Here is a 20,157-nt window from a genome sequence, read left to right on the forward strand (position 1 = left end):
CCTCAGGCAGGAAGCCGGTTCATCACGCCACGGCGGCCGCTTGTTCCTCGCCGTCGAGCACACGCCGGAGACGCTCGCCGTCGAGCGCGCCCTCCCATTTGGCAATTGCGATCGTCGCAACCGCGTTCCCGATCAGATTGGTCGGCGTCAGCCCCTGCGACATCAGGCGATGAATTCCGAGCACCAGCGCAACGCTCGTCACCGGAATGGTGCCGGTGGCCGATAGCGTCGCCGCCAGCACGACGAAGGCCGCGCCCGCGATTCCCGCCGCGCCCTTGGAGGTCACGAGCAGGATCAGCAGCAGCTCGATCTGCTCGGCAAGGCCGAACGGCGTGTTGGTCGCCTGTGCCAGGAACACCGAGGCCGCGGCGAGGTAGAGACAGGTGCCGTCGAGATTGAAGGAATAGCCGGTCGGGATCACGAGCCCCACGACGCTCTTCTCGCAGCCGGCCTTTTCCAGCTTGGTCAGCATCCGCGGCAACACCGTCTCCGACGACGTCGTGGCGATGCAGATCAGCAGCTCTTCCCAGATGTAGCGGATCAGCTTGAGCAGCGAGAAGCCGCAGAGCCGCGCGACGGGGCCCAGCGCGACGGCGATGAAAACCACGCAGGTGAGATAGAAGCCACCGAGGAGCTTGCCAAGCGAGGCTAGCGAGCCGACGCCGAACTTGCCGACCGTAAAGGCGATGGCGCCGAATGCGCCGATCGGCGCCGCCCACATCACGAAGCCGACGACGGCGAACACCATCTTGGCAGCGATGTCGATCAAATGGACCAGCGGCGCGGCACGCTCGCCGAGCTGTACCAGCGCGAAACCGCACAGTACGGAGATGAACAGCACCTGGAGAATGTTACCCTCGGCAAAGGCGCCGACGAACGTCGCGGGCACGATGTTCATCAGGAACGGCACGAAGCCGATCGCACCGGTCTGCTTGACGTAAGGCTCGATGGCGCTGGCATTGATGCTGGCGGGATCGATGTTCATGCCGACGCCGGGCTTGAGCAGGTTCACCGCGACGAGGCCGATAATCAGCGCGATCGTCGTCATGACCTCGAAATAGACGATCGCCTTCACCGCAACGCGCCCGACGCGCGCCATGTCGGCCATATGCGCGATGCCATGCACGACGGTGCAGAAGATGATCGGCGCGATCAGCATCCGGATCGCCTTGATGAAGGCATCGCCCAGCGGCTGCATCTTGGCGCCCGCCTCGGGGCTGGCGATCCCAAGCGCGATGCCGGCCGCCATGGCGATGAGCACCTCGATCCAGAGCTCCTGCCACCAGGCGCGGCCGCGCGGCTTGTCGATCGCGAGCGCCGTCATTGGTCGAACCCGAACAGGCGCGCGGGATTGTCGACGAGGATCTTCTGCTGGAACTCCGGCTCCGGCGCGAACAACGGGATCAGATCGACGAGGTCACCGTCATTCGGCATCACCTTGACATTGGGATGCGGCCAGTCCGTGCCCCAGATGACGCGGTCGGGCGCGGTCTCGACGATCTTACGCGCGAACGGCACCGCGTCCGTGAAGGGCGGACCGCCCGAGGACACCCGCTCCGAGCCGCAGATCTTGACCCAGCATTCCTCGTCGCGCTGCATCAGCTCGATCAAGATCCTGAACGGAAGCTGGTCGAGCCCATCGGAGGCCTTCACTCGTCCCATGTGGTCGATAGTGTAGCTCAGCGGCAGCTTTGCCAGCATGTCGGCATAGTCAGGCAGGTCGATCGCGTCGAAATGCAGATCGATATGCCAGCCGAGCGGCGCGACCATGGCGATGACGCGGTTGAACACGCCCTTATCAGGGACGCCGCCGAGATGGCGGACGAAATTGAAGCGGCACCCGCGGAAGCCGCCGTCATGCAGATCGCGCAGGCCCCGCTCGGTGATGGTGTCGTCGATATTGGCCACGGCGCGGTAGGCGCCGTTGCTCTGCGCGATAGCATCAAGCGCCACCGTGTTGTCCGTGCCGTGCACGCTGGCATTCACGATGACAGCACGCTCCACCCCGAGCTTGGCATGCAACGCCTTGAAATCCTCCAGCGGCGCATCGGGCGGCGTGTAGGAGCGGTCCGGCGCGTACGGATATTTCGCGCCGGGTCCGAAGATGTGGCAATGCGCGTCACACGAAAGCTTCGGCAGCTTGAATTTCGGCGTGCGCGTGTTCGGATCGGGCGGCGGAATGGTCGGCGTGTACATCATCGTCATCAGGTGAACCTGAACAGGCGCGCGGGATTGTCGACCAGCAGCTTCTGCTGGAGCTTTGCGTCGGGCGCGTAGAGCGGGATGAAGTCGACGATCTCGCCGTCATTCGGTATGACCTTGACATTTGGATGCGGCCAATCGGTGCCCCACAGCACGCGATCGGGCGCGTTGTCGATCAGCGTTTTGGCGAACGGCACAGCGTCGTGGAACGGCTTGCCGGCCGGTGACGCACGTTCGAGGCCGGTGATCTTGACCCAGCACTTCTCGGAGAACGGATAGCGGGACGCCGGGCCGAAAATGTGGGTATGGCTGTCACAGGATTTTGCCGGCAGCTTGAACGACGGCGTTTTCGGACTTGGGTCCGGCGGTTCAATGATCGGAATCGATCTCTGCTCGCCGCCTTGCGCGCGCGCTTCGCTCGCGAGCGCTGCGCCGGCCAATCCGGTCAAGAGATGCAAGCACTCCCGCCTGTTCATATCCTCAACACCCCATCACATGGTCCACTTGCGAGCGGAAGCGCGAGGCGCCTCCGCTCGGGCGGCTTCTTTCAAGTCTTGCTGCTGACGACCGGCCGCCGCCGCGCCGGCGCGGCTTGATCCAGCGCGGGTGCCTGGAACGCGGCAACGGTGGCCTGCACCAGTTGCTCGATGGCAATGGCGGCATCGCTGCCATCGGCTTCGCCACGCGATAGGCGCGAGACGCGCTCGGGCGTCACCAATGAATAATAGAGTGCACCGAGCAGGAAGTGGCTGCGCCAGACGATGTCGGTGCGCGGGATATGCGGCAGGCTCTCGTGGATCGCGTCGATGAAGGCGTGGCTGGTGTCGTCAAAGGTCTGCGCGATGATCTTGCGCGCGACCTCGTTGCCTTCCGCCGACATCACGGCGCGCAACCGCGTGAAGCGCGCCCCGCCGCCGGCGAGATCGCTGCCCGAGGTGAAGGCCGGCACCACATAAGCGCGCACGATCGCCTCCAGCCGGTCCTGGAGATCGCGCACGCGCTTGGCGGCCGCGAGCAGCTCCGATCGGCGCAAATTCATCGGCCCGCAATGGCGCCGGTAGATCTCCAGCAGCAGGCCGTCCTTGGTCTTGAAATGATAGGTCACGCTGCCGGGATTGGCCCCGGCAGCCTGCGCGATGTCGCGTACCGAGACGGCATTGAAGCCGTTGGTGGCGAACAGCTCCTCGGCCGCGGCGAGGATCGCCTCGCGCATGTTCGGCTTGCGGACCGTTTCCTTGCTGGTGGGCTTGCGTACCATGTGATTTGTACTATCGTACAAAAGATCAGGTCTCGTCAACAAAAACCACGGGCGGCGTCCGGGAACGGCATGGAGACCGCCGGCAGGCGCGCGAATGCCCTTAAGGAGTGCTGGCAAATGCTGCGTTTGAACAAGATCGGCGGGTTGATGCTGGGTGCTGGTCTGCTGCTGGCGGGCGGCGCCGCGCAGGCCGCCGAAAGTTACCCGAACAAGCCGGTCCACATTCTGGTCCCCTACGCCGCGGGCGGCACGGTCGACGTGCTCGCACGCACGGCGGAGAGTTGCGCGCCTATGCCGTCACGTCGTCCGACGTCACACCGCTGCCGCGCAACTGGCCGCGCCTGATCCATGAGGGAAACTGGTCGGCGCTGATCGCCTCGCCGCTCAACGTCGTGACGTCGATCGCACTGCTCATGCTGCTCTCGACCGGCCTCCTGATCTGGGCGCGGCGGAAATTGCGTAAGCGGCGACCGCGCTCCGAGCGGCAAACCGACGCGGCCGTGGTTGGTGCCGGCTGATCGCGTCGGGAGTCAATTGCGCGCGCTCGCCCTCACCTTCTTCGGTGGTGCCACGCGTTGGAGAAGATCGCCGTCATCGTCGCCCGACGGAATCAAGATCGCACGCTCGCGCGGCAGTGCCTCCGGCATCTCGTCGCGGATGAACGCCACGAGCTTTTCCCTGATCTCGCAGCGCAGGTCCCAGGATTGCGGCGCATTGCGCGCGCTGACCAGCGCGCGAAGCTCGATGGTGCGCGAATCCGCGTCGACCACCTGGAGATTGACCACGGCGCCATCCCAGAGCTTGGATTGCTTCACAGCCTCCTCCAGCCAGCCACGGATGCGCGCCACATCGGCACGGTAATCGACGTGGAGCGCGATGACGCCGATCAGGGAAGCGGTGTCACGGGTCCAGTTCTGGAACGGCTTTTCGATGAAATAGGACAGCGGCACCACCATGCGGCGCCAGTCCCATAGCCGAATCACGACATAGGTCGCGGCGATGTCCTCGACCCATCCCCACTCGTTCTCGATGATCACGGCATCCTCGATGCGGATCGGCTGGGTGATGGCGATCTGCAAGCCCGCGATCAGATTGCTCAGCAGCGGCCGCGCGGCAAGACCGACGATGATACCGGCGGCGCCGGCGGAGGCGAACAGGCTGACGCCATATTGCTTCACCGAATCGAACGTCATCAACGCGGTGGACACCGAGATGATGACGATGATGGTGTCGGTGACGCGCTTGAACACGCGGACCTGCGTGACGTGCTTGCGCGCGATGAAGTTCTCGGTGACGTCGCGAAAGTTCTGGAGATAGCGCGCCGCGCTCATGTCGACGATCCGGATCGAGATCCAGCCGATCAGCGCGATGACGGCGACGACGAACAGCCGCATCAACGGCGTTCGGATCATATCGTCGAGTGGCGCAAGCGGCAGCACCAGCGCGACGGCGGCGAGGCATAGGGCGAGTTGGGCCGGACCGGCGGTCCGGTCGATGAACACGCTCAGAAGCGGGAGACGAGTTCCGAAGGCGCGCTTGAGCAGCCAGGCCGCGAACCGATAGAGGGACAGGGCAAGCAGGATCGCGCCTGCAACCAGGCTGAGGCCGACAAACCAAGACGGTATCCAGCCGAACATCCCGTCGATGTCGGCCATGAGGGCCTGCCAGCTCATTGTTGTCCCCATCACTGCATTCGCGTAGCCCGCTCAACGCCTGCCGGTCAGCTTGGCTCCCCCATCCAGTGCAACGCATCATTCCGCTGATGCAACCGTTGCCGAATTGCGCTAGGTTTGAGGCACTCATGACTCGACGTACCGGCAGCGCCGATCTTCCTCTCCACACCGGGCGGGTTCCGCCGTGGCTTGCGAGCCGCATGGCTTCCCTCGGCGCGATCGTCACCCAGGCGATCGTTCATCATTACGGCCGTGATGCGTTTCTTCAGCGGCTGTCGCATCCGTTCTGGTTTCAATCATTTGGCGCCGTGATGGGGATGGACTGGCACTCCTCGGGCATCACGACCTCCGTGATCGGCGCGCTGAAGCGTGGACTCGGACCGCTCCAAGACGAGCTCGGCATCTATGTCTGTGGCGGCCGCGGCCGGCATTCGCGCAAGACGCCGGACGAGCTGTTGCAGCTCGGCGAGCGCGTCGGCTTCGACGGCGTCAAGCTGACGCGTGCCAGCCGCCTGGTGGCGAAAGTCGACAGCGCGGCGGTGCAAGACGGCTTCGACCTCTATCTCCATGGATTCTTCGTCACCGCCGATGGCAAATGGACGGTCGTGCAGCAGGGCATGAACGGCGACAAGCGGCAGGCCCGCCGCTATCACTGGGTCGATTTCCCGGAGCTGTTGCTGACGCCCGGCGTCGGTGCGCGCACCGTGCGCTCACTTGCGATGGTCGCCGAGGTCGTGCACGGCGCGCCCTATCGTTTCAAAGATCCCGCGCGCTTTTCGCTCGCCCATGGCGGCAAGGACCGGCATCCCTACCCCGTTCCGATCAAAGTCTATGACGAGACCATCCGCGTGTTGAAGGGCGCGATCCAGAACGCCAAGCTCGGGCGCGAAGAAGAGATGCAGGCAATCAAGCGCCTCGACGATCAGGCGCGGCGGCTGGAGCGGACTGCACGAGGACCCTCGGTCGAAGCCTACATCGCCGGCGAGCGCGCCGCTTCGCCCGATCTCGACGGCCGCTCGGTGTTCGGCTGGGAGCGCGATCTCGCGCCGACAAAAAAGCGGACCGGCTGAACACCGGTCCGCCAGTTGATCGGGAGGAACGCCTCCTATCAGGTCTCGTCAGTCCCTGGCTCCTCGTCGAGCCGGTTGGCTGCGTGATCCTGATACTGCTCGGTCTGGATGAATTTGCCATCCATGCCGCGAATGTCCGAATGCTGCGTCTTGTCGCGATTGGACAGCACCATGTTGTCGCCGATCTTGTCCTTGGGGATATCGGCCATGGCGCCAGTGCCATCGCCCTTGCCATGCATGCCCGATCTGAAGTGCGTCTTACTGCCGTGCCCAGCTGGCATCGGTTTCTCCTCTTGCAGTGATCGCCCCCTTTGAACGCTCAGTGTTTCTGTTGTGCCGGCATTGGCTTCGGCGGCTTGTGGCCGCTCTGGCCGGGATCGTTGTGCTTGTTGTGGTCGCTCTCCTGATTGAGGCCGCCGCGACTTACCGCGTATTCGCTGTGCCTCGCGTCCGGACGCGCGTGATGGACAGCGTCCCCGGACTTGCGACCGATCGCCTGATCGAGCTCGCGCGCGTTCGGAACATCGGGCTTGCGCTCGAGGATACGAACCTGCTGCTCGTGGGTCTTTTTGCCTTGCATGCTCGTTCTCCGAAGCTACCGACCTCTTCGGTGCGCGCCGCCATGTGCGACGTCCTTGTCGATGCCGCCGCCGATGCCCACATCGTTCTCGCGATCGCCTTCGATCGTGTTCTCGCCGAGAGCATCTTCGAGATCGTCGGGTGACACGCCCGCCATGGTGGCCCCCTTCGATCCTCCGATCAGAGGATTGTCACGCATGTCCTTTTCGCTCGGCGTGTACAATTTGGGTTGCTTGCTGCTCATGAACTACCTGCCTCCGCCCTTTCCGGCTTCATCATGACTGTGATGAGAATCGCGCTCGCCGCCTCCGCCGGAGATCCGGCTATGGCTGCGCTGCAAATCGTCCGCCGGCGGCTTCTTCACCTCCAACGGGGCCTTCGCATTCTCATGCGAAGCACCCGGTCCGCCCTGACGAATGCTGTTCGGTGTCTTGGTGGATGTCGACATGAATGTCGCCCTCCTCAGCGATCTTGCTGATAGCCTTGATTGGTCGTGTTCTGCTTGATGTTGCCCTGCTGTCCCTGCTGGTCCGGATTTTCCACGCGCTGTTGACCGTGCGGGGTCTGATTGGGCGACTCTTGTTTGGTATCGCCGGTTCCCTTCGGGCTCTGATTTTCCGGCGGAACAGGTGGCATCTTGCTGGCCATGATCTTGTCTCCCGTTAAGACGTCGATCTGCGACTTGCGGCCCAGGAACTTCCGTCGTCTCCGACGTCCTAATGACAACAGGACCAACGGCACACCGTTCCTGACTGATAACTCTCGACCAAGATTTTCCGAAGGGAGCCGATCTCAGCCCGCCGCGGTGACGGAACGATCAATCATCGTTTCCGCGCGCGCCGCCGGTGTTCCGCGACCCTCGGTCGAGACGGGAAGCTTCGCAATCGCGCGCAAACCCGGCCGCCTGCGCCAGCGGATCTCGGCGGGATCGACGGCCAAGCCAAGCTTCGGCCATCGCACGAACAGCGCTTCCAACGCGCACGCCGCCTCGATGCGCGCGAGCTGGTGGCCAAGGCAGAAATGGATTCCTGTTCCGAACGAGAGGTGGCGGTTAGGCTTGCGTTCGAGATCGAGCTTCTCGGGACGATCGTGCACCGTGGGATCCATGTTCGCCGCGGCGAGCATCACCATGACGCGATCGCCCTTCTTCAGGCGCACGCCTTCGACCTCGACATCCCGCCGCACATAGCGCGGCTTGGAGAATTGCACTGGCGAGACGAAGCGCAGGAATTCCTCGACGGCAAGGCGGACGCGGCTCCAGTCCTCTTCGAGCCAATCGCGCAGTCCGGAGTTCCTGAGCAGTTCGTAAGCCGAACCGCTGATGAGATGCGTGGTGGTCTCCGAGCCGGCCGCGAGCAGCAGAAAAACCATCGAGACCATTTCGTCCGGCGTGATCTGGCCACCCTCGCGCTCGACCTGGACCAGCTCCGCGATCAGGCCTTCGCCGCCCTGTACACGCGCGATCTGCAACTGCCGTTCGAGGTAAGCGCGCATCTTGCGGAACGCGAACAGCAGGCGGAAGAAGCTGACGGCATTGGTCAGCGAGGACATCGCGTTGGCCCAGGCGATGAATTGCGGACGGTTCGCCGGAGGCAGGCCCAGGAGCTCGGAGATCACCGCGAGCGGCAGGATACGCGCGTAGCGCTGGACGAGATCGGCCCGACTTCCGTTCGCAAAGAGTTCGTCGGCGAGATCGTCGGCGATGGCGCGGATGCGCGGCTCCATCGCGACGATGGCGCGCCGACGAAAAGCCTCGTCCACGATGCTGCGCAGCCTGGTGTGATCCGGCTCGTCCATCGTCAGCATGTTGTTGGCGATGGTCCTAACGTATCTCGGCATCCACCAGCGCAGACCGGCGACGTCGCCATCCTCCTTGCGCAGCGTGAAGGTGGTGCCGTCCTTCAGGACCTGCGCGGTGGCGTCATGGGTCGTGGTGATCCAGACCTCGCCGATGAGAGGAAATCGCGTCGCGACTACGGGGCCGGACATGCGCAGCGTCGCGATCGCCTTGGGCGGATCGCGAAAAAAGGCCTCGCTGGTGAAATCGAGGCGCGCTGTCATGGGTTCACCGGAGTGATTGCTGGCGTCTCAACCAGATGGTGCGCGGCGCGGCCGGTGCAAGGGCGGAACGTGCACCTTCTTCGGCCGCAGACGTCGAAAGACCTATCCGCGTCCCGGAGGTCGCTGCCCGGTCTTGCGCTGCTGCTGGCTGGTGTAGGCGTCCCAATGGCTCCAGCTGCCATTGCTGAGACTTTGCAGGTCGGTCGCGAGCGGTCGGCGCGTGCGCTTGTCGTGATCGGCGATCACGCGCTCGGACTGCGCGATCTTGCGCTTGAGTTCCGCGATGGTCTTCTGGGTGTCGCCGTTCCGCTTCGAAGAGGCGATCTCGCCCATCGTGAAGCGCGCAGTCTCGAGCGCCTTCAACTCGGCGCGGTTCTTCTTCAACTGGACCCGGTGCCAGGCGATGTTGCTGTCGCTGTCCGCAACCATGTGGAACTCCGCTGATTCGCTCCCATATAGTATCGTGCGCCGAATCGGCGCCGCAACGGGCGCCCGGCGGCGAAAATGCGACCTTATTGGGCAGGAATTACGGGCCTATAGCGTTTTCGAGCGAAGCGGACATCGGTTCGCGTAAAGAAAACGCATCAAAAATAGGAATCAGAGCCCCGTTCCGATTCATCGAAAATGGTCTCTAGCGTTCGGCAAAGGCCTTTTCGACCACGAACTGGGCCGGCTCGCCGTGATTGCCCTCGATGAAGCCGCGTTCGCCCAGCAGCACGCGCGTGTCCGCGACCAGGGCCGGACTGCCGCAGATCATGACGCGGTCGTGGGCGGCTTCCAGGGCCGGCAGGCCGATGTCGGTGAACAGCTTACCTGACGTGATGAGGTCGGTAATGCGGCCGCGATTGCGGAAGGGATCGCGCGTCACGGTCGGGTAGTAGATCAGTTGATTGCGGATGTACTCGCCGATCAGCTCGTCCTTGGGCAGCGTCTCGGTGATCATCTCGCCATAGGCGAGCTCCCTGACGTGCCGGCAGCCGTGTAGCAGCACCACCTTCTCGAAGCGCTCGTAGGTCTCGGGGTCCTTGATCACGCTCAGGAACGGCGCGAGCCCCGTGCCGGTGCCGATGAGGTAGAGGTTGCGGCCCTCTTCCAGATTGTCGATCACCAGCGTGCCGGTGGCCTTGCGGCTGACTATGATCTCGTCGCCTTCCTTCAGGTGCTGAAGCCGCGAGGTCAGCGGACCATCCGGCACCTTGATCGAGAAGAACTCCAGCGTGTCCTCGTAATTGGCGCTGGCGACGCTGTAGGCCCGCAGCAGCGGCTTCTCGCCGACCTTGAGCCCGATCATGGTGAACTCTCCGTTGCGGAAACGGAAGGTCGGGCTGCGGGTGGTCTTGAAGGAGAACAGCGTGTCGGTCCAGTGGTGGACGCTCAAAACGCTTTCCTGATTAAAATTGCTCATCTCACCTTCCCTGTCGCTTCCAATGCGGTTCCGAGGCGGGGCAGCTATGCGTCGTTTGTACACGATCATTCGTATACTAATGAATAATCCGGCTTGATCCCGCGGTCAAGGCTGCCCAAGATCGGAAGCGTTGCAGTTAGGAATAAGGAGCCCCTTCCATGGCGCATGATGCACCCCAGGCCACCGGACCCTCGAAGCTCGTGATCCGGAATATCGGCCTGATCCTGTCCGGCGCCCTGGAAAAGCCGATCCTGGACGGCGACACCATCGTTGCCGAGAACGGCAAGATCACCGCGATCGGCCGCTTCAAGGACGTCGATACCGAAGGCGCGACCACCATCGTCGACGCCCACGGCACCACGGTCGCGCCGGGCCTGATCGACAGCCACGTCCATCCCGTCGCGGGCGATTGGACGCCGCGGCAGAACCAGATCAACTGGATCGACAGCTACCTCCACGGCGGCGTCACCACCATGATCTCGGCCGGCGAAGTGCATATGCCTGGCCGCCCCCGCGACGTCGTCGGTCTCAAGGCCATGGCCGTATACGCCCAGCGTGCGTTCTGGACCTTGCGCCCTGGCGGCGTGAAGGTTCACGCCGGCGCGCCGGTGATCGAATGCGAGATGGTCGAGGAGGATTTCAAGGAGATGGCCGCCAACGGCGTCAAGCTCCTCGGCGAAGTCGGGCTCGGTGGCGTCAAGGATGGTCCGACCGCGCGGAAAATGGTCGGCTGGGCGCGTAAATACGGCATCCAGAGCACGATCCATACCGGCGGCCCGTCGATCCCCGGCTCCGGCCTGATCGACAAGGACGTGGTGCTGGAGGCCGATACCGACGTGGTCGGCCACATCAATGGCGGCCACACGGCGCTTCCCGACGACCAGATCCGCTGCATCTGCGAGGGCTGCAAGCGCGGCCTCGAGCTCGTGCACAACGGCAACGAGCGCTCGGCCCTGTTCACGCTGCGCACCGCGCGCGAGATGGGCGATCTGCACCGCGTCATCCTCGGCACCGACGCGCCGGCCGGCTCCGGCGTGCAGCCGCTCGGCATCTTACGCATGGTCTCGATGCTGTCCTCGCTCGGCGAGCTGCCGGCCGAGATCGCCTTCTGCCTTGCCACCGGCAACACCGCCCGGATGCGCGAGCTCGATTGCGGCCTGATCGAAGTCGGCCGCTCCGCCGACTTCGTCATCATGGACAAGGCGCAACACTCGCCCGGCAAGACCATTTTGGAGAGCGTTCAGCTCGGCGATCTCCCCGGCATCGGGATGACCATCATCGACGGCATCGTCCGGACCCAGCGCAGCCGCAACACGCCGCCGGCGGGCAAGGTGCCGGAGGTGGTGGCGAAGTAGGCTCGCGAAAACACCAAACCCGTCATCCTGAGGTGCGAGTGCACGGCGCGAAGGCGCCGTGTGCGAGCCTCGAAGGATGAACGGCCGAGCTGACGCAGCGGGGCCGTCGCCCTTCGAGGGCCGCTGAAGAAGCGGCCACCTCAGGGTGACGGTGAGACACCTTGCTCGGTATCGTAGGGTGGGCAAAGCGAAGCGTGCCCACCATTGCGCCTGCAAATGCGATGAAGATGGTGGGCACGGCGCGTTGCGCCTTTGCCCACCCTACGGCACCTTCCTCACCGGAGCTTATTGAGCAGCGCCATCAGCGTTTCGCGCTCCTTCGCGTCGAGCGGCGCCAGCGTCTCGCGGGTGATCGCGAGCGCGTTCGGCGCCAGCTTCTCGGCAAGCTGCTGACCGGCGCGAGTCAGGGTGACCAACAAGCGCCGCCCGTCCTCGGGATCCTGGCTCGTTTCCGTCAGGCCGCGCGCCGTCAGGCGGTCGATCACGCCCTTGATGGTCGCAACGTCCATCGCCGTCAGACGTCCGAGCTGGTTCTGCGAGCACGGCCCGGTCTCGGCGAGCTTCGACAGCGCCGCCCATTGGGTCGGCGTCAAATTGGTGCCGATGTCGCGGGAGAAGATCGAGCTGTGGCGCTGCCACACCTGGCGCAGGATGAAGCCGACCTGCTCGTCGAGCACGTAAGGCGGTTTTGCTGGTTTGCCGTTTTTCTTTGCCGCAACGCTTCTCGCCATCCGTTCGCTGCCCTTCCCTTTGCCCTCACAACGACAGATGCGCGTCACGGATATCCGGACGTGCGTCGAGCTCGGCCATGGTGCCGCCGAAGCAGATGCGGCCGCGCTCGATGATGTAGGCGCGATCGGAAATCAGCCGCGCGAAATGCAGATTCTGCTCGGAGACGACGATGCTGACGCCTTCCTTCTTCATGGTCAGGATGGCATCGACCATCTGTTCCACGATCTTCGGCGACAGGCCCTCCGAAGGCTCGTCCAACAGGACCAGCGACGGATTGCCCATCAGCGTGCGCGCGATGGTGAGCATCTGCTGCTCGCCGCCGCTCATGCGCCCGCCCGGACGGTTTTTCATCTCACCCAGGTTTGGAAATAGCGTGAACAGTTTTTCGCGCGTCCAGTGCGGAGCGTTCGGACGCTTGGGCTGGCGGCCGACCTCGAGATTTTCCTCAACGGTCAGGTCCGTGAAGATGCGCCGCTCCTCCGGCACATAGCCGAGGCCCTCGCGCACGATCTCATGCGTCGGACGCACCGAGACGTCCTTGCCCTCGAACATGATGCGGCCGGTTCGCTGCGCGACGAGGCCAACGATGGAGCGAAAGGTCGTCGACTTGCCGGCGCCGTTGCGCCCGAGCAGCGCGACGACCTCGCCCTCGCCGACCTCGAAGCCGATATCGAACAGGATATGCGCCGGACCATAATGGCTGTTGAGCGCTTCGACCGTCAGCTTCATGTCGAGGCTCCCTCGCGATGGCGGGCATCGTAGACGAGGCCCTCGCCGAGATAGACCGCCTGCACCTGCGGATTGCCGCGCACCTCGGCCGGCGAACCCTCGGCGATCAGCGTGCCGCGGTTGAGCACGATGATGCGGTCGGCATGTTCGAACACGACGTCCATGTCGTGCTCGGTGAAGAGCACGCCGATCGATTTCTCCCTCGCGATCTGCGCGGTCAGCCGCATCAGGTCGACGCGCTCGCGCGGTGCCATGCCCGCGGTCGGCTCGTCCATCAAGAGCAGCTTTGGCTGGTTGGCGAGCGCGACGGCAAGCTCGAGCCGCTTGAGGTCGCCATAGGCGAGCTCGCCGCAGGGCCGATCCGCGTAGCCGCTCATGCCGACCAGCTCGAGCAGACGGCCGGCCTCGCCGCGGTCGAACTTCGGCGCCGAGCCGAACAGATTGAACAGCTGCTTCCCGTGCGAGATCAGCGCGACCTGCACGTTCTCGCGCACAGTCATGGTAGCGAAGGTCGCAGTGATCTGAAACGTGCGCCCGACGCCGAGGCGCCAGACATCGCGCGGCTTCCTGCCGGTGATCTCTTCGCCGAGCAGACGGACATGGCCGGAATCCGGCTTGTTCTGGCCGTTGAGCATGTCGAAGCAAGTGCTCTTGCCGGCGCCGTTCGGGCCGATCAGTGCCAGGATCTCGCCGGCACGCAGCGAGAACGAGACGCCGCGCACGGCATGGATGCCGCCATAGGATTTGGTCAGGCCTTCGACCGCGAGAAGTGGGGGTGCGACGCTCATTCGGCGGACTCGATCGGCTTGGCAAGCAAGGGGGATCCCGGCGGCGATGCTTTCTTACGGCGCTGCGCCAGCAGCTCCAGCATGCCGACGATGCCCTTGGGGAAGACGACGACGATCAGCATGATGAAGCCGCCGAGCACAAGCTTCGACAGATCGGTCTGGCTGACCAGCCAGATGTTCAGAGCCTTGTAGACGATGGCGCCAATCACCGCGCCCGATACAGTTTCGACGCCGCCGAGCAGCACCATGACCAGCGCATCGACCGACAGCGAGATGCCGAGATTGTCAGGGAAGACGCTGCCCTTGAGGTAGGCGAACAGCGCGCCGCCGATACCGGCAGTGGTGCCTGCGATCACGAAGGCGGTCCACTGGATGCGCTTCGCGTCGATACCGATCGCTTCGCTGCGCAGCGCCGAGTCACGCGTCGCCCGGAGCGCATAGCCGAACGGCGAGAACACCATGGCCCGCAGCGCGATGGTCACCAGCGCCGCGACGCCGAGCGCGAGCCAATAGAAATGCGATGGGCTCGCGGCCCAGCTCGACGGCCAAAGGCCCAGAATGCCGTTGTCACCGCCCGTCACGTTCACCCACTGGAATGCGATCGACCACACGATCTGCGCGAAGGCGAGCGTCAGCATGGCGAAATAGACGCCGGACAGCTGCACCGCGAAGAAGCCGAACACGGCCGCGCCCATGCAGCCGAGCAGCGGGCCGAGCAACAGACACACGATCATCGGGAGCCCCGCCATCTTGGCGAGGAAGGCGATGCCGTAGGCACCAAGCCCGAAATAGGCGGCATGGCCGAACGATGCGAGCCCGCCGACGGACATCAGGAAGTGCAGGCTGACGGCGAAGATGACGAAGATCGCGATCTCCGAGCCGACCGTCAGCGCGTAATTGCCGGCGAACAGGGGCAGCGTCGCTGCGATGACGAGCGCGGCCAGCGCAGCCAGCCGCTCGTTCGACGTCATCGGGCGCCATGGATTGACAGTCAGACCCGGCGTCTTGCGCGCGGCCGCCTCGGGCTTGCCGAACAGGCCCCAGGGCCGCACGATCAGCACCACGGCCATCACCAGGAAGACCAGGATGATGGAGATCTTCGGGAAGATCAGGATGCCGAAGGCGTTGAGCTCGGACACCAGCACCGCCGCAACGAAGGCGCCGACGATGCTGCCGAGGCCGCCGATCACGACCACAACGAACACTTCCACGATGATCCGAAGATCCATGGCGTGATGCACGGCATCGCGCGGAATCTGGAGCGCGCCGCCGAGGGCTGCAAGGAAGACGCCGACCGCGAACACGCTCGTGAACAGCCACTTCTGGTTCACGCCGAGCGCAGCGACCATGTCGCGGTCCTGCGTCGCGGCGCGCACCAAGACGCCCCAGCGCGTGCGCTGGAACAGCAGCCAGAGAATGCCGAGCACGACGGGTCCGAGCACGATCAGGAACAGATCATAGCTCGGAATGTTCTGGCCGAAGAAATCGATCGCGCCCTTGAAGCCGGGCGCGCGGCGGCCGACGAGATCGTCAGGCCCCCAGATCAGCACGACGAGATCTTCGACCATCAGGGTCAGGCCGAAGGTCGCGAGCAGCTGGAACAATTCGGGCGCGTGATAGATGCGCCGCAGCAGCACCATCTCGACGATGATTCCAATCAGCGCCACTGCCAGCGCCGCCAGCACGATCCCGCCCCAGAAGCCGAACGCACCCGACAGCCGCTCGGTGAGCGTGAAGGCGATGTAGGCGCCGATCATGTAGAAGGCGCCATGCGCGAAATTCACGATCCGCGTCACGCCGAAGATGATCGACAGGCCCGAGGCCACCAGGAACAGCGACGCTGCGCTGGCGAGACCGGTCAGAAACTGTACGATATAAAAGGCCATCGGCGGTCCGGGTTAGATGAATTCGGTAGGGTGGGTTAGTCCAGCGGCTACGCGGAGCGGAGTTCGCCGGGCGTAACCCACCATTTCTTGTGGCACCGAAGGTGGTGGGTTACGCCTTCGGCTAACCCACCCTACGGCAGCGGAGAGTGAAGCCAGATCAATCCTTCGGACGCAGCTTCTCAATTTCGGCGTCGCCAGGCAGGTAGTCCGCGCCCTTCTTGTAGGATGAATCCACCATCACACCCTTGCCGTCCTTCAGCGCGGTCTTGCCGACATAGGCACCGAGCGTCGACTGATGGTCGATCTTGCGGAAGGTGATCTCGCCGAAGGGCGACGGCATCGACAGGCCTTCAGCCGCGGCAATCAGCTTCTCCGGATCGGTCGAGCCGGCCTTAGCGAGAATTGCAGCCGCCGATTTGATGGTCTGGTAGCCGACGATCGAGCCGAGGCGCGGATAGTCGTTGTACTTGGCCTGGTAGGCCTTCAGGAACGCGTCATGCTCGGGCGTCTTGATCGAGTACCAGGGATAGCCGGTGACGATCCAACCCTCGGGCGTCTCGTCCTTGAGCGGATCGAGATATTCGGGCTCGCCGGTCAGGAAGGAGACGACCTCGCGTCCCTTGAACAGCCCGCGGGTGTTGCCTTCGCGCACGAGCTTAACGAGATCGGCGCCGAAGGTGACGTTGAGGATCGCTTCCGGATTGGCGGCGGCCACCGCCTGCACCACCGGGCCCGCGTCGATTTTGCCCTGCGGCGGCCATTGCTCGTCGACCCACTGGATGTCCGGGCGCTTCTCCGACATCAGTTTCTTGAACACCGCGACCGCCGATTGACCGTATTCGTAGTTCGGCGCGATCGTCGCCCAGCGTTTCGCAGGCAGCTTGCTGGCTGCCTCCACCAGCATCGCCGCCTGCATGTAGTTGGAGGGACGCAGGCGGAAGGTGTATTTGTTGCCCTTCGACCAGGTGATCGCGTCGGTGAGCGGCTCGGCCGCGAGGAAGAACACCTTCTTCTGGTTGGCGAAGTCGCTGACGGCGAGGCCGATGTTCGACAGGAACGTGCCCGTGAGCATCGCGACACCCTCGCTCGAGACGAGCTCATTGGCCGCTGTCTGCGCATCGGCCGGCTTGCCGCCATCGTCCTTGGAGATGACGACGAGCTTCTTGCCGTTGATGCCACCGGCCGCGTTGATCTGTTCGACCGCGAGCTGCCATCCCTTGCGATAGGGCTCGGTGAAGGCCGGCAGCAGCGAATAGCTGTTGATCTCGCCGATCTTGATGTCCTGCGCCAGGGCCGAATGGGCCATGCCGCCGGCCAGAAGCGCGAAGGCCGCGCCGACAAAAACGTTTCTTGCTCGCATCCCAACCTCCAGTTTTGAACTTCTCTCGCTCGCACACGATTTGATCGGAGAACCCGTGCCCGGCTCTCCGGATCGCGTTATCTCAAACCGTCCTCGCCCTTGATCTCCGCAACCGTCAGCCCGCCGACGCGCGGCAGCGGACGGCCGCTGTCGGTGACGGCAACCGCGACCATGATCTCGTTGGCGCGCGGCGCATCGTTGATCTGTACCTCCATGCCGTCGAAATGGCTGCGTACGAAGGCTGCGTCCTTGTGCCCCAGAGGGATGTCCAGCGTCGTGCCGGGACCGCTGCGTTTTTTCGACGACGGGATCAGCGCCGCGCCCTTGCTCAGCACTTTGCGCACGGGCGCTCCCATCTTCGGATGCAGGATCGCGGCGGCATGCTCCAGCTCGCCGTTCTCGCCGACGGCCGCGGCCTTGCCATAGCTCTGCGCCTTTGCGCCATCGATACCGAGGGCTGCCACCGCGCGCTTCGACAGCAGCTCGCCCAGCTCCTCGCCGATCGCAATCAGCGGGGAAAGGTCTTCGACATATTTCCCCGCAAAGGGATTCTCAATCACGGCGATCGCCGCGGCGCGCCGGGTCGGCGGCGACACCTGACGCCCCATCTCCATCTGGGTCTCTTCGACGACGGTGACGATCTTGCGGATGATCGCGCTCATGATTGCTTCCTCAGGCTCTTCCCTGTTCAGGCATGAACCGCGTTCTCCAGCATAGGCCGGCGCGATCGTTGCCGTTCAATATCTTTCGGTCCGATGACAAGCATATCACCACAAAGCTGCAACACGGCACCCTCGATCAATCCGCGATCGAATAAATGCCGTGCACATTCCGCGCCAGATTCCAGCGCGGCCGCGATCTCATTGTGCGACAACTCGCCGACCTCGCGGGTGACAAGGCGCACCCCGAGATCGCTGTCGGGCTGAAGCTCGTTGGCGGGCTTGCGGATGATGGCCGGATGTCCCGGCAGATCCACCGCGTTGGCGATGATGGTGGCCGCCGCATCGGCCCGCGATGCAGTTGCAGCCAATACGGTCACCGCGTCCGCGATCCCGAGCGAAAAACTGCGACCGTGGCGTCCACTGGTCGCGATCCCGCGTACGGGGTCGGCTGAATCGACCCTCAGCGTCCGCATCACGCCGGAGCGATCGGGCCGATCCATCAAACCGACAGAGAAATGCTCGCCTTCGCCGAGATGAAGCGCGATATCGCCGCCATTGTTGACGTAGGCTTGATTGAGCGTCGCGGCTCCGAGCATTGCGCTAAGGATCTCCTCCGCCACGCTGCCGGCTACCGCGGCCATCGGCGTGATGAAGCAATCGGCGGCATAGGGCGCGACAGCGGCGTGCATGCGCCGCGCCACCACGCCCCTCAGCGAAGTCAGCCCCTCAGCGGCCGTCCGCAGCTCCGGCAATTCCGCGCAAAGCTCGTCGAGCAGACCGGTGAACCGCCGCGCTGCCGCCTCGTAGGCGGCACGCACCTCGTCCGCGCGGCCACTCGCCTCCACGATCAAATCAATCGGTCCATCCTGCAAATGCAGCCGCCGGCCATCAGACAGCAATGCGATCTGCGGGCTCCGTGTCATGCCCGACGTCCCGGAATCGGGTTCTGCCAGGGCAGCTGGCGGACATCGTCACCGCCCTTCACCTCCGAGAGCGGCTTCACATAATCCATGTGCCCGCCGAGCGCGGCATAGTCCGACAGCTTCATCGTGAACTCGATCGGCGCGACCAGCGCCGGCGTCGGCACGTAACCAAAGGCGCCCGCCGGCATCTGCGTCACGTCGACCATGTAGGTGATGCCGCCGCCGGGCCAGACATAGACCGGCGCGCCGCCGCTGGTGACGCGCGTCAGCGCGTCCTTCACCGAGCGCGTCAGCCGCACCGGATTGTCGGTGACGCCCGCGCGCAGCGAGCCGCCGGCGCCCGCCATGAACAGCACCGTGCACAGCGCCGGCTCGCAGTTCTCCTGGATGCGCTCGACCGAAAACTTCAGGTCATCGGGCATCTCGGTCTCGACCGGCTTCAAGGCCTCGTCGAGCACATAATAGGACGAATGCTCGCCGGTGGTGGAGACCATCAGCATGGTCAGACCGGGCTTGGCTTCCTTGGCATCAAACGGGCCGAGGATCGAGAGCGGATCCGAGATATTGGTGCCGCCCCAGCCCGTGCCGGGATCGGCGACCTGAAAATAGCGGCCGGGCGTCGAACGCCGGCCCCTCATCTTGATGCCGGTATCGGCGATGTCGAGCAGCTTGCCGGCCTGATGTTCCGAGAGCACGCCGGTGATGTGGTCGTCGACCACGACGACCTCATCGACCTTGCCATGCCACTGCTTGGCGAACATGCCGATCGTCGCCGAGCCGCAGCCGACCCGCATGCGCTCTTCCTTCACGCCATTGACGACCGGCGGCTGGCCGGCCTGCACCATCACGCTCGCACCACCGTCGATGGTGAGCTCGACCGCCTTGCAATTAGCGAGATCCATCAGCGTGTCGCAGGTGACGCGCCCCTCTTTCTTGGAGCCGCCGGTGAGATGATGTACGCCGCCGAGCGAGAGCATCTGCGAGCCGTATTCGCTGGTGGTGACGTGGCCCACCGCCTCGCCCTGCGCGCGAACGGTCGCGGTCTCGGGCCCAAGATAGCGGTCGGTGTCGATCTTCACCTTGATGCCGCAATAGGAGAAGATTCCCTCGGTGACGACAGTCACCATGTCGACGCCGTCGACCTCCGCGGAGACGATGAAGGGCGCCGGCTTGTAGTCGGGATAGGTCGTGCCCGCTCCGATCGCCGTCACAAAGGTTGAAGGCTCGTGGACGATCTTGCCATCCCAGTCCTCCGTGCGGCTGAACGGGACGAGCTTGCCGCCGTGCGAGACGGTGCGCTCCAGGATCACGTGCGGATCGACGCGGACGAGCTTGCCGTCGTGATTGGCGTAACGGTCGCAGGCGCCCGCCGCGCCCGGCTTGATGTAGCACATCACCGGACAGGCATCGCAGCGGATCTTGTCGACGGCAGCGCTCGTTGTTTCCATCACCATGTCAGAGCCAGCGGAGACCG

Annotated in this window: 25 protein-coding genes; 4 read left to right on the top strand and 21 right to left on the bottom strand. The window is 64.3% G+C overall.

Annotation, left to right across the window (positions count from 1 at the left end; translation table 11 throughout):
- Positions 1–22: 22 nt before the first annotated feature.
- From dctA to ACNJX8_RS25090, 4 genes are all read right to left on the bottom strand, one after another.
- Positions 23–1,324 (bottom strand): C4-dicarboxylate transporter DctA, encoded by a 1,302-nt coding sequence (dctA, locus tag ACNJX8_RS25075; protein ID WP_439357120.1) that lies wholly within the window; start codon positions 1,322–1,324, stop codon positions 23–25.
- Complete coding sequence (locus ACNJX8_RS25080; protein ID WP_439357121.1) at positions 1,321–2,205, bottom strand: amidohydrolase family protein; 885 nt, start codon at positions 2,203–2,205, stop codon at positions 1,321–1,323. Before ACNJX8_RS25080 ends, dctA begins: the two co-directional genes overlap by 4 nt.
- Positions 2,205–2,651: an amidohydrolase family protein gene (locus ACNJX8_RS25085; protein WP_439410285.1), complete on the bottom strand. Its 447-nt coding sequence runs from the start codon at positions 2,649–2,651 to the stop codon at positions 2,205–2,207. Before ACNJX8_RS25085 ends, ACNJX8_RS25080 begins: the two co-directional genes overlap by 1 nt.
- Before the next feature lie 98 nt (positions 2,652–2,749).
- Positions 2,750–3,460, bottom strand: coding sequence for a TetR/AcrR family transcriptional regulator (locus tag ACNJX8_RS25090; protein ID WP_128938575.1), 711 nt, complete (start codon positions 3,458–3,460; stop codon positions 2,750–2,752).
- 117 nt (positions 3,461–3,577) lie between these two features.
- Between ACNJX8_RS25090 and ACNJX8_RS25095 the strand changes: the two genes are divergently transcribed.
- Complete coding sequence (locus tag ACNJX8_RS25095) at positions 3,578–3,805, top strand: hypothetical protein (RefSeq protein WP_439357123.1); 228 nt, start codon at positions 3,578–3,580, stop codon at positions 3,803–3,805.
- Entirely contained in the window at positions 3,742–3,978 is a 237-nt protein-coding gene (locus ACNJX8_RS25100) for a hypothetical protein (RefSeq protein ID WP_439357124.1), read from the top strand. Before ACNJX8_RS25095 ends, ACNJX8_RS25100 begins: the two co-directional genes overlap by 64 nt.
- Before the next feature lie 12 nt (positions 3,979–3,990).
- Here ACNJX8_RS25100 and ACNJX8_RS25105 read toward each other — a convergent pair whose 3' ends face one another.
- Positions 3,991–5,133, bottom strand: a complete 1,143-nt coding sequence (locus ACNJX8_RS25105; protein WP_439357125.1) for a mechanosensitive ion channel family protein — start codon at positions 5,131–5,133, stop codon at positions 3,991–3,993.
- A 128-nt stretch (positions 5,134–5,261) separates the two neighbouring features.
- Here ACNJX8_RS25105 and ACNJX8_RS25110 point away from each other — a divergent pair, with 128 nt between their 5' ends.
- Positions 5,262–6,203 (top strand): DUF763 domain-containing protein, encoded by a 942-nt coding sequence (locus ACNJX8_RS25110; RefSeq protein WP_439410286.1) that lies wholly within the window; start codon positions 5,262–5,264, stop codon positions 6,201–6,203.
- 38 nt (positions 6,204–6,241) lie between these two features.
- Here ACNJX8_RS25110 and ACNJX8_RS25115 read toward each other — a convergent pair whose 3' ends face one another.
- The 8 genes from ACNJX8_RS25115 to ACNJX8_RS25150 all read right to left on the bottom strand — a co-directional run bounded on the left by ACNJX8_RS25115 (position 6,242) and on the right by ACNJX8_RS25150 (position 10,248).
- On the bottom strand, positions 6,242–6,484 hold the full coding sequence (locus tag ACNJX8_RS25115) for a hypothetical protein (RefSeq protein ID WP_128934443.1): 243 nt from the start codon (positions 6,482–6,484) through the stop codon (positions 6,242–6,244).
- A 38-nt stretch (positions 6,485–6,522) separates the two neighbouring features.
- Positions 6,523–6,783 (bottom strand): hypothetical protein, encoded by a 261-nt coding sequence (locus ACNJX8_RS25120; RefSeq protein ID WP_249761052.1) that lies wholly within the window; start codon positions 6,781–6,783, stop codon positions 6,523–6,525.
- A 15-nt stretch (positions 6,784–6,798) separates the two neighbouring features.
- On the bottom strand, positions 6,799–6,981 hold the full coding sequence (locus ACNJX8_RS25125; protein ID WP_245471220.1) for a hypothetical protein: 183 nt from the start codon (positions 6,979–6,981) through the stop codon (positions 6,799–6,801).
- A 48-nt stretch (positions 6,982–7,029) separates the two neighbouring features.
- Positions 7,030–7,230, bottom strand: a complete 201-nt coding sequence (locus ACNJX8_RS25130; protein WP_091888628.1) for a hypothetical protein — start codon at positions 7,228–7,230, stop codon at positions 7,030–7,032.
- 14 nt (positions 7,231–7,244) lie between these two features.
- Positions 7,245–7,430 (bottom strand): hypothetical protein, encoded by a 186-nt coding sequence (locus ACNJX8_RS25135; protein ID WP_128934446.1) that lies wholly within the window; start codon positions 7,428–7,430, stop codon positions 7,245–7,247.
- 144 nt (positions 7,431–7,574) lie between these two features.
- Positions 7,575–8,843 carry a cytochrome P450 gene (locus tag ACNJX8_RS25140; protein ID WP_439357127.1) on the bottom strand — a complete coding sequence of 423 codons (1,269 nt, stop codon included), beginning with the start codon at positions 8,841–8,843 and terminating at the stop codon, positions 7,575–7,577.
- A gap of 102 nt (positions 8,844–8,945) precedes the next feature.
- On the bottom strand, positions 8,946–9,272 hold the full coding sequence (locus ACNJX8_RS25145) for a hypothetical protein (RefSeq protein ID WP_128938571.1): 327 nt from the start codon (positions 9,270–9,272) through the stop codon (positions 8,946–8,948).
- Positions 9,273–9,474: 202 nt separating this feature from the next.
- Complete coding sequence (locus ACNJX8_RS25150) at positions 9,475–10,248, bottom strand: ferredoxin--NADP reductase (protein WP_128946496.1); 774 nt, start codon at positions 10,246–10,248, stop codon at positions 9,475–9,477.
- A gap of 158 nt (positions 10,249–10,406) precedes the next feature.
- Between ACNJX8_RS25150 and ACNJX8_RS25155 the strand changes: the two genes are divergently transcribed.
- Positions 10,407–11,603: an amidohydrolase family protein gene (locus ACNJX8_RS25155; RefSeq protein WP_091888636.1), complete on the top strand. Its 1,197-nt coding sequence runs from the start codon at positions 10,407–10,409 to the stop codon at positions 11,601–11,603.
- Positions 11,604–11,878: 275 nt separating this feature from the next.
- Here the strand turns inward: ACNJX8_RS25155 and ACNJX8_RS25160 are convergent, their stop codons facing one another.
- The 8 genes from ACNJX8_RS25160 to ACNJX8_RS25195 form a co-directional block, all read right to left on the bottom strand.
- The gene (locus ACNJX8_RS25160) at positions 11,879–12,334 is read right to left on the bottom strand and encodes a MarR family winged helix-turn-helix transcriptional regulator (protein ID WP_249761050.1); all 456 of its coding nucleotides are present in this window, start codon (positions 12,332–12,334) and stop codon (positions 11,879–11,881) included.
- A gap of 25 nt (positions 12,335–12,359) precedes the next feature.
- Positions 12,360–13,064 carry an ABC transporter ATP-binding protein gene (locus tag ACNJX8_RS25165; RefSeq protein WP_128945611.1) on the bottom strand — a complete coding sequence of 235 codons (705 nt, stop codon included), beginning with the start codon at positions 13,062–13,064 and terminating at the stop codon, positions 12,360–12,362.
- Positions 13,061–13,852 (bottom strand): ABC transporter ATP-binding protein, encoded by a 792-nt coding sequence (locus ACNJX8_RS25170; RefSeq protein WP_128934453.1) that lies wholly within the window; start codon positions 13,850–13,852, stop codon positions 13,061–13,063. The genes ACNJX8_RS25165 and ACNJX8_RS25170 overlap by 4 nt, the downstream gene beginning before the upstream one ends.
- Positions 13,849–15,738: an ABC transporter permease gene (locus ACNJX8_RS25175; protein WP_439357128.1), complete on the bottom strand. Its 1,890-nt coding sequence runs from the start codon at positions 15,736–15,738 to the stop codon at positions 13,849–13,851. The genes ACNJX8_RS25170 and ACNJX8_RS25175 overlap by 4 nt, the downstream gene beginning before the upstream one ends.
- A 157-nt stretch (positions 15,739–15,895) precedes the next feature.
- Positions 15,896–17,098: an ABC transporter substrate-binding protein gene (locus ACNJX8_RS25180; RefSeq protein WP_128938567.1), complete on the bottom strand. Its 1,203-nt coding sequence runs from the start codon at positions 17,096–17,098 to the stop codon at positions 15,896–15,898.
- Between the two features lie 77 nt (positions 17,099–17,175).
- Entirely contained in the window at positions 17,176–17,760 is a 585-nt protein-coding gene (locus ACNJX8_RS25185; RefSeq protein WP_084803796.1) for an amino acid synthesis family protein, read from the bottom strand.
- A 26-nt stretch (positions 17,761–17,786) separates the two neighbouring features.
- The gene (locus ACNJX8_RS25190; RefSeq protein WP_439357129.1) at positions 17,787–18,683 is read right to left on the bottom strand and encodes a UPF0280 family protein; all 897 of its coding nucleotides are present in this window, start codon (positions 18,681–18,683) and stop codon (positions 17,787–17,789) included.
- Positions 18,680–20,137, bottom strand: a complete 1,458-nt coding sequence (locus tag ACNJX8_RS25195) for a 6-hydroxynicotinate reductase (RefSeq protein WP_439357130.1) — start codon at positions 20,135–20,137, stop codon at positions 18,680–18,682. The genes ACNJX8_RS25190 and ACNJX8_RS25195 overlap by 4 nt, the downstream gene beginning before the upstream one ends.
- Positions 20,138–20,157 lie beyond the last annotated feature (20 nt).

This window comes from Bradyrhizobium sp. SPXBL-04 (assembly GCF_051853035.1).
Taxonomy (GTDB): domain Bacteria; phylum Pseudomonadota; class Alphaproteobacteria; order Rhizobiales; family Xanthobacteraceae; genus Bradyrhizobium; species Bradyrhizobium zhanjiangense.

Excerpts from the sequence above, each read along its gene's own strand:
- ACNJX8_RS25145 (WP_128938571.1), bottom strand. The coding sequence starts at position 9,272 with ATGGTTGCGGACAGCGACAGCAACATCGCCTGGCACCGGGTCCAGTTG.
- ACNJX8_RS25170 (WP_128934453.1), bottom strand. The coding sequence starts at position 13,852 with ATGAGCGTCGCACCCCCACTTCTCGCGGTCGAAGGCCTGACCAAATCC.
- ACNJX8_RS25090 (WP_128938575.1), bottom strand. The coding sequence starts at position 3,460 with ATGGTACGCAAGCCCACCAGCAAGGAAACGGTCCGCAAGCCGAACATG.
- ACNJX8_RS25140 (WP_439357127.1), bottom strand. The coding sequence starts at position 8,843 with ATGACAGCGCGCCTCGATTTCACCAGCGAGGCCTTTTTTCGCGATCCG.
- ACNJX8_RS25155 (WP_091888636.1), top strand. The coding sequence starts at position 10,407 with ATGGCGCATGATGCACCCCAGGCCACCGGACCCTCGAAGCTCGTGATC.
- ACNJX8_RS25125 (WP_245471220.1), bottom strand. The coding sequence starts at position 6,981 with ATGCGTGACAATCCTCTGATCGGAGGATCGAAGGGGGCCACCATGGCG.
- ACNJX8_RS25180 (WP_128938567.1), bottom strand. The coding sequence starts at position 17,098 with ATGCGAGCAAGAAACGTTTTTGTCGGCGCGGCCTTCGCGCTTCTGGCC.
- ACNJX8_RS25120 (WP_249761052.1), bottom strand. The coding sequence starts at position 6,783 with ATGCAAGGCAAAAAGACCCACGAGCAGCAGGTTCGTATCCTCGAGCGC.
- ACNJX8_RS25160 (WP_249761050.1), bottom strand. The coding sequence starts at position 12,334 with ATGGCGAGAAGCGTTGCGGCAAAGAAAAACGGCAAACCAGCAAAACCG.
- ACNJX8_RS25175 (WP_439357128.1), bottom strand. The coding sequence starts at position 15,738 with ATGGCCTTTTATATCGTACAGTTTCTGACCGGTCTCGCCAGCGCAGCG.
- dctA (WP_439357120.1), bottom strand. The coding sequence starts at position 1,324 with ATGACGGCGCTCGCGATCGACAAGCCGCGCGGCCGCGCCTGGTGGCAG.
- ACNJX8_RS25095 (WP_439357123.1), top strand. The coding sequence starts at position 3,578 with ATGCTGCGTTTGAACAAGATCGGCGGGTTGATGCTGGGTGCTGGTCTG.
- ACNJX8_RS25135 (WP_128934446.1), bottom strand. The coding sequence starts at position 7,430 with ATGGCCAGCAAGATGCCACCTGTTCCGCCGGAAAATCAGAGCCCGAAG.
- ACNJX8_RS25190 (WP_439357129.1), bottom strand. The coding sequence starts at position 18,683 with ATGACACGGAGCCCGCAGATCGCATTGCTGTCTGATGGCCGGCGGCTG.
- ACNJX8_RS25150 (WP_128946496.1), bottom strand. The coding sequence starts at position 10,248 with ATGAGCAATTTTAATCAGGAAAGCGTTTTGAGCGTCCACCACTGGACC.
- ACNJX8_RS25195 (WP_439357130.1), bottom strand. The coding sequence starts at position 20,137 with ATGGTGATGGAAACAACGAGCGCTGCCGTCGACAAGATCCGCTGCGAT.
- ACNJX8_RS25165 (WP_128945611.1), bottom strand. The coding sequence starts at position 13,064 with ATGAAGCTGACGGTCGAAGCGCTCAACAGCCATTATGGTCCGGCGCAT.
- ACNJX8_RS25185 (WP_084803796.1), bottom strand. The coding sequence starts at position 17,760 with ATGAGCGCGATCATCCGCAAGATCGTCACCGTCGTCGAAGAGACCCAG.
- ACNJX8_RS25110 (WP_439410286.1), top strand. The coding sequence starts at position 5,262 with ATGACTCGACGTACCGGCAGCGCCGATCTTCCTCTCCACACCGGGCGG.
- ACNJX8_RS25130 (WP_091888628.1), bottom strand. The coding sequence starts at position 7,230 with ATGTCGACATCCACCAAGACACCGAACAGCATTCGTCAGGGCGGACCG.
- ACNJX8_RS25115 (WP_128934443.1), bottom strand. The coding sequence starts at position 6,484 with ATGCCAGCTGGGCACGGCAGTAAGACGCACTTCAGATCGGGCATGCAT.
- ACNJX8_RS25080 (WP_439357121.1), bottom strand. The coding sequence starts at position 2,205 with ATGACGATGATGTACACGCCGACCATTCCGCCGCCCGATCCGAACACG.
- ACNJX8_RS25105 (WP_439357125.1), bottom strand. The coding sequence starts at position 5,133 with ATGAGCTGGCAGGCCCTCATGGCCGACATCGACGGGATGTTCGGCTGG.